Genomic DNA, 8,243 nt, shown 5'->3' with positions numbered 1-8,243 from the left:
TATGTTTAAAATAATATTGTCTAAGATAGTATAATGAAGCATTATATAAATTTTTGGATATTCTACATAAAAGCTTTAGCATAGCTATTTCATTAGTGTTCGCTTTATAGTGATATTTTAGCGTTTTAAATCTCATTTTTTTCACCTCCATTTCTACATTAACATTATACCACAAAAATAGCAAAAAATCCTTTAGGTAAGCCATTTTTTGTTTGATAAATTTTGCGAAAAATATGGCCTAAAAAATGACGATTTGAGCTTAATTTTAGAAAAAAGAGCAGAAAGCCAAATAAATGGAAGAATACAATTTCCTAATAAAAAAAAGAATTATGATTATTAAAAAAGGGGACTACATTGAATTGTAGTCCCTAAATTTATTATTCTTCGTACCAAGCATCATATTCTTTAACATCTAGGAATGTTTCACCATCAATTTGAAGAGCACAAGGTGTATCAAATTCAACGTGAATGTGCTTGCCAACTAGGAATTCAATCATTTCGGTATGCTTTACATGGGTCCCTTTAAAAATACCCATGAAAGCTGTAATGGTATGTAATCTAGATTGACCATACATTACCGCACAGGTCAAATTGCCACTTAATCTATTTTGCTCTGGTGTAGCCTTCATTCCACCACCATAGTATCTACCATTCATTGTAGGGGCAATCCATACCTCCTTGAATTCCTTTGTAACGCCATCAACCGTAACTTTTGCGTTTCTACGCTCATATTTGCCACTAAGTAAGGATAGAGCAATAGAAGTATAATTTACATTTTTACCCTTAGCTTTAAGGGAATCTGCAACCTCACAAACCATTCCATCAAGACCATAGCCAACATTATTGATGAAATATTGCACATGGTTACCTACCTTAACCTTAGGTAGCTTTTCTAAATATGGATTGATTTCGATAAGTTTTAGATTAACATCCTTATCCTTCAAATCATGAACAAAATCATTTCCTGTTCCCCAAGGATATAAATAATAGGTGACACCATCACATACAGGATATGTTTTAATGTCATTCGCAAAGAAAGAAAGGGTACCATCTCCACCAACTAAAATGAGATTGTCTCCAGCCTTTAAATCCTTTGCTAAATCTTCAAAAATAGTAGAAGTATAGTCAATCTCCTCTAAATCTGGGAATTGACCAGATAATTCCTTTGCTGCCTTTTTCTTACCATCGTCACCTTTACCGTTATTCGATAATGGATTATAAAGAAGATAATTCATATTAACCCCTTTCCGCTAGCTTCTTCTCTATTAAATGCTTACAGTAGTGAGCTAGCTCTTGCGAATTCATATCTTTATATTTTTCGTAAGGTATTACCTCACATACATCGACAAATACTCTAGTGTTTCTATACCAAAATTGCTTTCCAACCTTGTGTGTGTTTTTAATAGCTACAACAGTAATAGGGCACTTTGCCTTAAATGCAATTTTAAAGCTTCCACCCTTAAAATCCATTAATCCATTCTCTGGATGATGGTTTCTTGTTCCCTCAGGACAAATATATACACTTGCTAGATTCTTAGATAATGCCTTAGATGCACGAACAATAGATTTTACAGCATTAAAATCATTATCTCTATCAATCTCAATAAAATTACAATTGTAAATGAATGGACCTGCGATAGGCATTGTTAGATTACCTGGCTTAGTTACGCAAGTAACTGGCTGTCCTTTTGTATAATATAGAATTGGCATTGGATCAAAATTCGATGTATGATTGGATACAATCATACTTTTTTCCTTTGGGAATTCTCCACTTCTAGTAAAATGAATACGGAATAGGAAAGGGACCACATAGGAGGTTTGTCTTACAAACCAATAACAAATTTTAGAGCCATTTTCTGGCTGTGGCTTGCCCTTTTTAATCTTTATATTCATAAATAGAGATGCTATCCAAAGTGGAATTAAATAAATTCCAAACCAAATGATGTATAGAATAGGAATAAATAGTACGAATATTAAAACCCACCACCATGTTGTATACGTTCCTGTAAAATAACAAATAACGCCAGATGTAGCAGTGGCTAAAAGAATAAGTATTGTATTAACGATCATAATAAAAACTCCTCATTGCTACTTTATTTTATCATTTTTCTTTTTTATTTTCTACATTTTCGATATAATTTAAGAGAAATATAGGGCAAAAGAGGTGCATTTTATGTTTTATGTAATGAATGAGATAAAAAAAGCATATATTTTAGATTCTATTTTGAATGCAAAGGATGATCAAAATCTTGCCAAACTTGCGGTAGGGAATCTAATATCCTTCTCTATAGAGCATGGAATAACAGGTAATCTTTATAAAAAATATATTTTGTATACTTTAATGTATAATGAAAATTCTTATACGAGAAGTATTGAATTGAATCAAAAAACAGAAGGACAATCCAATATTATCTTGATGGATTATCAGGAATATTTTGAATTATATAACAAGGAATTTGAATTCCTAAAGGAAACAAAATATTTCACCTTTAAAAGAGGTGAGGATACCTATTTAGCAACTATGCTAGATGATTTATATAATAAGATTGAGCAACTCAATAATTATTTAAATTTTGTTCATGCAATTGAAGGCTTCTATAAGGAAAAGGGACTATCGGATATGGCTATATATAAAGCCTTCCGTGTAGCGGATGGCATATTAAAGCCAATTAAAAATGTATTAAATATTACATTTAAGGATTTAATTGGATTAGAGTATCAAAAAAAGCTATTATGCGAGAATACAGAAAACTTTATTTTGGGTAAGCCTTATAATAATGTATTATTATATGGTGATGCAGGCACTGGTAAATCAAGCTCCATTAAGGCTTTAATTAATGAATATTTTGATAAGGGCTTAAGAATTATAGAGGTCTATAAGCATCAAATGGCAGAAATATCTAAAATTATAAACAAATTAAAAGCAAGACCATATCACTATATCATTTATATGGATGATTTATCCTTTGAGGAAAATGAAATTGAATATAAATATTTAAAGAGTATCATAGAAGGTGGTATTGAGCCTAAGCCTGAAAATGTTGTCATTTATGCAACATCCAATAGAAGACATTTAATTAAAGAAACAACAGAGGATAATGGGACCATATTTGATGATTTACATAGAAACGAAACACAGGCAGAAAAATTGTCCCTATCCTATCGATTTGGCCTTCAAATCTTTTATAGCTCTTTAACTCCATTGGAATTTCGATCTATGGTTTTGAAAATGGCAGAGGATCATAACATTCAAATGGATGAGGATCTTTTAATTAAAGAAGCCAATAAGTTCCAAATGAGAAGCGGTACATTATCCGGTAGATGTGCAGAGCAATTTATTAAATATTTATCGAATAAAATAGAAAAATAGCCCAATTCTTTAAGATATTTGAAATTATCCTTAAAGAAATCGGTTTACAAAGTAAAAAAATTGTGGAAATCAAAACTCATTTAATATATAATGAAACAGGTTTAAATTCTATAAAAAAGGGTGAAAATTATGGAAATTAGAAACGTTGCAATTATAGCTCACGTTGACCATGGTAAAACAACAATGGTTGATAAGCTTTTACAAAGCTCACATACATTTAGAGAAAATCAGCAGGTAGAGGAGTGCGTAATGGATAATAACGCACTAGAAAGAGAAAGAGGTATTACGATTCTTTCTAAGACTACTGCCATTAAATGGAAGGATACAAAAATTAATATTTTAGATACTCCAGGCCATGCAGACTTCTCTGGTGAGGTTGAAAGAATTATGAAGATGGTCGATGGAGTTGTTTTGATTGTTGATGCATATGAAGGTACAATGCCACAAACTAGATTCGTATTAAAGAAGGCATTTGAAGCACATTTAAAGCCAATCGTTGTAATCAATAAGGTAGATAAGCCATCCGCAAGACCTTTAGAGGTTGTTGATGAGGTATTAGAATTATTTATCGATTTAGGATGCGATGAGGATGAGCTTGATTTCCCAGTATGCTACGCTAGTGCTGTAAATAATACATCATCCTTAGATCCAGATCCATCTACACAAGCTCCATCTATGGGACCATTACTCGATATGATCTTAAAATATATTCCAGCCCCATCTATGGATTGTAATGCCCCACTTCAATTACAGCCTGCATTACTCGATTATACAGATTACACGGGAAGAATTGGTATTGGTAGAATTGTACGTGGTACAATTAAGTCTGGTGAGGTTGTATCCTGTTGTAGACTTGATGGATCGATTAAACAATTTAGAGTGCAAAAGCTATATTCCTATTTAGGACTTGATCGTATTGAAATTGAAGAGGGTGAGGCAGGAGATATTGTCGCATTCTCTGGACTTCCTGATGTATCTGTTGGTGAAACCATTTGTACTGTAGGTAAGGAAGAGGCTTTAGAGCCAATTCATATCTCAGAACCAACCGTACAGATGACCTTTGGTACAAATACTTCTCCATTTTGTGGTAAGGATGGTAAGATGGTCACTGCATCAAAAATTGAGGATAGGTTATTCCGTGAGGTTCAAAAGGATGTATCCTTAAAGGTAGAAAGAATTGGAAATTCTGAAGAATGGATTGTTTCTGGTAGAGGTGAATTACATCTAGGTATCTTAATTGAAACTATGAGAAGAGAAGGCTATGAATTCCAGGTTTCCCGTCCAAGAGTAATTATGAAGGAAATCGATGGTATCTTGTCGGAACCATATGAATATTGTGTTATCGATACTCCATCGGATACTGCAGGCTCCATCATTGAAATGATGGGTAACCGTCATGGTATTATGGAAACCATGTCCAATACAGAAACACAAACTAGACTTATTTATAATATTCCATCTAGAGGATTAATCGGATTTAATACAGATTTTATGACATTAACTAAGGGCTATGGTATTATCAACCATTCCTTCAGTGAATATAGACCTATGGAGGCCGTAAGTGTTGCTGAAAGAAGTGTTGGTGTATTAGTCTCTATGGCACAGGGTCAATCTACTGCATATTCCATTGGTGCACTTGAAGATAGAGGATCTATGTTTATTTCTCCAGGTGAGGAAATCTATGAAGGTATGATCGTTGGTGTTGCGAATAAGGATTTAGACTTAGCAGTGAATGTTGTTAAAGCTAAGCAGCAAACGAATACACGTTCTTCAAACAAGGATACAACAGTAGTATTAAAGAGACCTATTGTTATGGCACTTGAGCAATGTCTAGAATTCATCAACGAGGATGAATTAGTAGAAATTACTCCAAAGCATATCCGTCTAAGAAAGAAAATTCTAGACACTGTTGAACGTAAGAAATTTGATGCAAAAAGAAGAAGTGAAAAGGAATAAACTAGAGGGCTTTCATAAGCCCTTCTTTTCTTCTTTCAATTTTCTCATATTTAATATGCATAACTTCAATATTTAAACGATAGGCTTTTTTAGACATATTTTAAAAAAAGTCTAATTTAATTTTAGAGATTTTTTGTGAGACAATTTATGGATTTTCGGACAAAAATGAAGCATTTAAAGCATATTTTATTATAAATGTTTGAAAACACAAAATTTTATGCAACAATTTTGCTTTATTTGCCTAACTGGATGTGAGTTTAACTTTTATTTTTTAGGGGGAATCGATAGCTTGCGAATAAAATATATGTTGAAATCGTTTTTTTGAAATGATATACTTATGGCATATTGGATAAAGGCAAAACTAGAGTAATCTAGCGACGCAAAGCTATAGGGTCTTTACGAGACAGCCAGTTGCGATTTACATAAAAGTAATAGCAACTGGTTTTATTATTTTAAAAAGGGGGGCAATTCTATGAAGCATTTTAAGACTAAGTTTATAATCATTATAGCATCCATTGTTTCATTGATTGCTATTACATTAGGCGTTTATGCATATGTTTCTAGGATATCTGCAAGAGGAGAAATTAGTGTTTCAGCCACAACCATTAATGCTAAAACTACCTACACCTCATCAACGGATATCTTTGAATGGACCTATATAGAAGCTGGTGATATTAAGGAAATTAACATCACCACAGAAAATCAAACAGATGTTATTCTTCATAGATACTATAATATTCAATTAGCAAAAGACTTTACTTCTGATGAAAATCTATTGAAGGCAATTATTGTTTATTACAACAATACATATATTGGAACATTAAATGATGTTGTGAGCAAGCCTTTAAAAATAGAAGAGAAATATAATTTTATTGGACTTGCATCAAATAAAACCGATGGATTTAAATTTGAATTGCATCAAGCAGCAAAAAATTCTATTTTAGATAATAAGGATGTTAAAGTTACTATTACAACCTTTACTGAAAATGCCGATTATTATAAATATATTTTCGTTAAAAGCGAAGCAGATTTTAAAAAGGCAATCGATGATATGAATTCTGGTATGCTATCAGAAACTCCTACTATTGTTTTATGCAATAATATTACCTTAACAAACAATTACACAATTAGTGAACCTACGACCATCTATATGAATGGTTCTACACTAAATGGTGATTTAACAATTAATGATACAACTGCAACAGATCCTAATGCTTTATTAGAGGTATTCGGTGAGGGTGCATTTAATGGAACAGTTACCTTAGGAGATAATTATGATCAAAATGGTGCGATTAACCTAGTTAAAAACCATGTTAAGGATGTCTTAAAGGATGGAGTTTCGGCTGGTTCAACTACAAATATTTTAGGCCATTATGCATTCTATGGTATTTCTGTTTCAGCTATTACAAGATGTACTTTTACATCTCCAGATATAATTGTTCAAAATTCATCTAATGAGTATTACAATGCATTAGGTGCTGTTAAAGTTCATAATGATGAAATTATTAATTTTAAAATTTTAGGTTCAAAAACAGAACTAATTGATGGCACTTTAGCTCATTTACCACAAAACCGTACAATTTCATTGGATTTATTCTTGCCAACCTACATTCCTAGTCAAAATGCAAGTATCACATGGAAATCTAGTGATGAATCTATTATTACAAATACAGGTAAAATAACTGCAAAACGATTAGAAAATGCAGCAGTCACATTATATGCAGAAATAAGGGTAAATGAGAAAGTCTTTACTAGAACATTTAACTTTAAGGTATCTGCACATAATAATGAAATTAATTTCTATAAATTAGTTCAAGAAATATCTCCAATCGTAATTAGTAATGTTAGAAATAGTGAAGCAGATGATAATGAAGCTTTATATCATTTACCAATTGTAAACGATAATGGAGCATATGATTATAGAACATCTTATACATCCCCTGTAAATACAGAATTATTTAAATGGTCTGCTTATAGGAATATTGGACTTAAAAGTATTACATACAAAAAGGCTCCAGAGCAAGAAAAATTTGATTATATTACATTAGAGAATCCTAATAAATTATATTTAAATAATATTACTTTAAATAATTACGCAAGTATCACAATTACTGGTGATTTTGGTAATGAAGAAAAATATTCTACAAATATAAATATTAGTATATCTGTAGGTTCTAATACCCAATTACTAGAAAAAACATTCTCACAAATTAGTGACGAATTAAGCCAAATCTCTATATTAGGTAATATTTTATCTACAAGAATTCAAAATGGAATGGCAAATGAAAAAGGAGATTTCTCCTTAAGTACAAGATATCTTGATGAAGAAACAAATGAGTTAAGCGAGGATTATTCTGTAGAATATTCTGGCGAATCGAATATCATTACAAGCATTACAAAAAACGAAGAAACTGGAAAGTATGATTTTAGCATTAATCCTGAATATTTTAATGAATATGAAACAACAGTTGCATTTACAGCTACAGTATATTATAGAAAGGATCAAACAGGAGAAACATCTAAGTCTAGAACCTTCTATATAACTGTCCCTGCAGCACTACATATAAAGGATTTTGGAACTATATCGATTTATAATGCAACAAAGTATCAAGTATTTAATCAGTTACCAGCAAATGAAAAGACAGGTACTACAGGCTATACTGTATCAGGTACATCTTTAACGGACAATAATTTAGATTACATATTATTAAGAGATATCGTAGGAGATAGAGATTATTTAGCACAATATAATCATAATGACACTTCCTATTTGAAAAAAATCAACTATACTTCTTCAAATTATGCTCCTGGAACAGAAAGCTTATCTTATTTAACGAGTAGCACAAACCCAACATCTACAACAGATACTCTTGCATATGATTTTGCAAGATTAATCGAGTGGGCAACAGGAGATACT

General features: G+C 31.7%; 5 protein-coding genes and 1 riboswitch. Of the genes, 3 read left to right on the top strand and 2 right to left on the bottom strand.

All coding sequences use genetic code 11. From position 1 onward, the window contains the following. Positions 1-377: 377 nt before the first annotated feature. Positions 378-1,235 (bottom strand): diacylglycerol kinase family protein, encoded by an 858-nt coding sequence (locus tag SPJ17_RS06665; RefSeq protein ID WP_321093899.1) that lies wholly within the window; start codon positions 1,233-1,235, stop codon positions 378-380. A gap of 1 nt (position 1,236) precedes the next feature. Next, entirely contained in the window at positions 1,237-2,070 is an 834-nt protein-coding gene (locus tag SPJ17_RS06660) for a lysophospholipid acyltransferase family protein (protein ID WP_321093895.1), read from the bottom strand. 103 nt (positions 2,071-2,173) lie between these two features. On the opposite strand from SPJ17_RS06660, the gene SPJ17_RS06655 reads away from it, so the two are divergent. From SPJ17_RS06655 to SPJ17_RS06645, 3 genes are all read left to right on the top strand, one after another. After that, on the top strand, positions 2,174-3,370 hold the full coding sequence (locus SPJ17_RS06655; protein ID WP_321093893.1) for an ATP-binding protein: 1,197 nt from the start codon (positions 2,174-2,176) through the stop codon (positions 3,368-3,370). A gap of 129 nt (positions 3,371-3,499) precedes the next feature. After that, the gene (gene typA, locus SPJ17_RS06650; protein WP_321093890.1) at positions 3,500-5,326 is read left to right on the top strand and encodes a translational GTPase TypA; all 1,827 of its coding nucleotides are present in this window, start codon (positions 3,500-3,502) and stop codon (positions 5,324-5,326) included. A 344-nt stretch (positions 5,327-5,670) separates the two neighbouring features. Continuing rightward, a riboswitch (cyclic di-GMP riboswitch) is annotated at positions 5,671-5,745 on the top strand. A gap of 53 nt (positions 5,746-5,798) precedes the next feature. Then, on the top strand, positions 5,799-8,243 hold a 2,445-nt coding region (locus SPJ17_RS06645), incomplete at its 3' end, for an immunoglobulin-like domain-containing protein (protein ID WP_321093888.1).

Source organism: Anaeroplasma sp. (genome assembly GCF_034179385.1).
In the GTDB taxonomy this organism is placed as follows: Bacteria; Bacillota_I; Bacilli_A; order Acholeplasmatales; family Anaeroplasmataceae; genus Anaeroplasma.
Note: the sequence above shows the minus strand (reverse complement) of the source record. Positions and strands in the feature narration are given on the sequence as shown.

Bases quoted from the DNA above. Each gene is read 5' to 3' on its own strand.
- SPJ17_RS06665 (WP_321093899.1), bottom strand. From the start codon at position 1,235: ATGAATTATCTTCTTTATAATCCATTATCGAATAACGGTAAAGGTGAC.
- SPJ17_RS06660 (WP_321093895.1), bottom strand. From the start codon at position 2,070: ATGATCGTTAATACAATACTTATTCTTTTAGCCACTGCTACATCTGGC.
- SPJ17_RS06655 (WP_321093893.1), top strand. From the start codon at position 2,174: ATGTTTTATGTAATGAATGAGATAAAAAAAGCATATATTTTAGATTCT.
- typA (WP_321093890.1), top strand. From the start codon at position 3,500: ATGGAAATTAGAAACGTTGCAATTATAGCTCACGTTGACCATGGTAAA.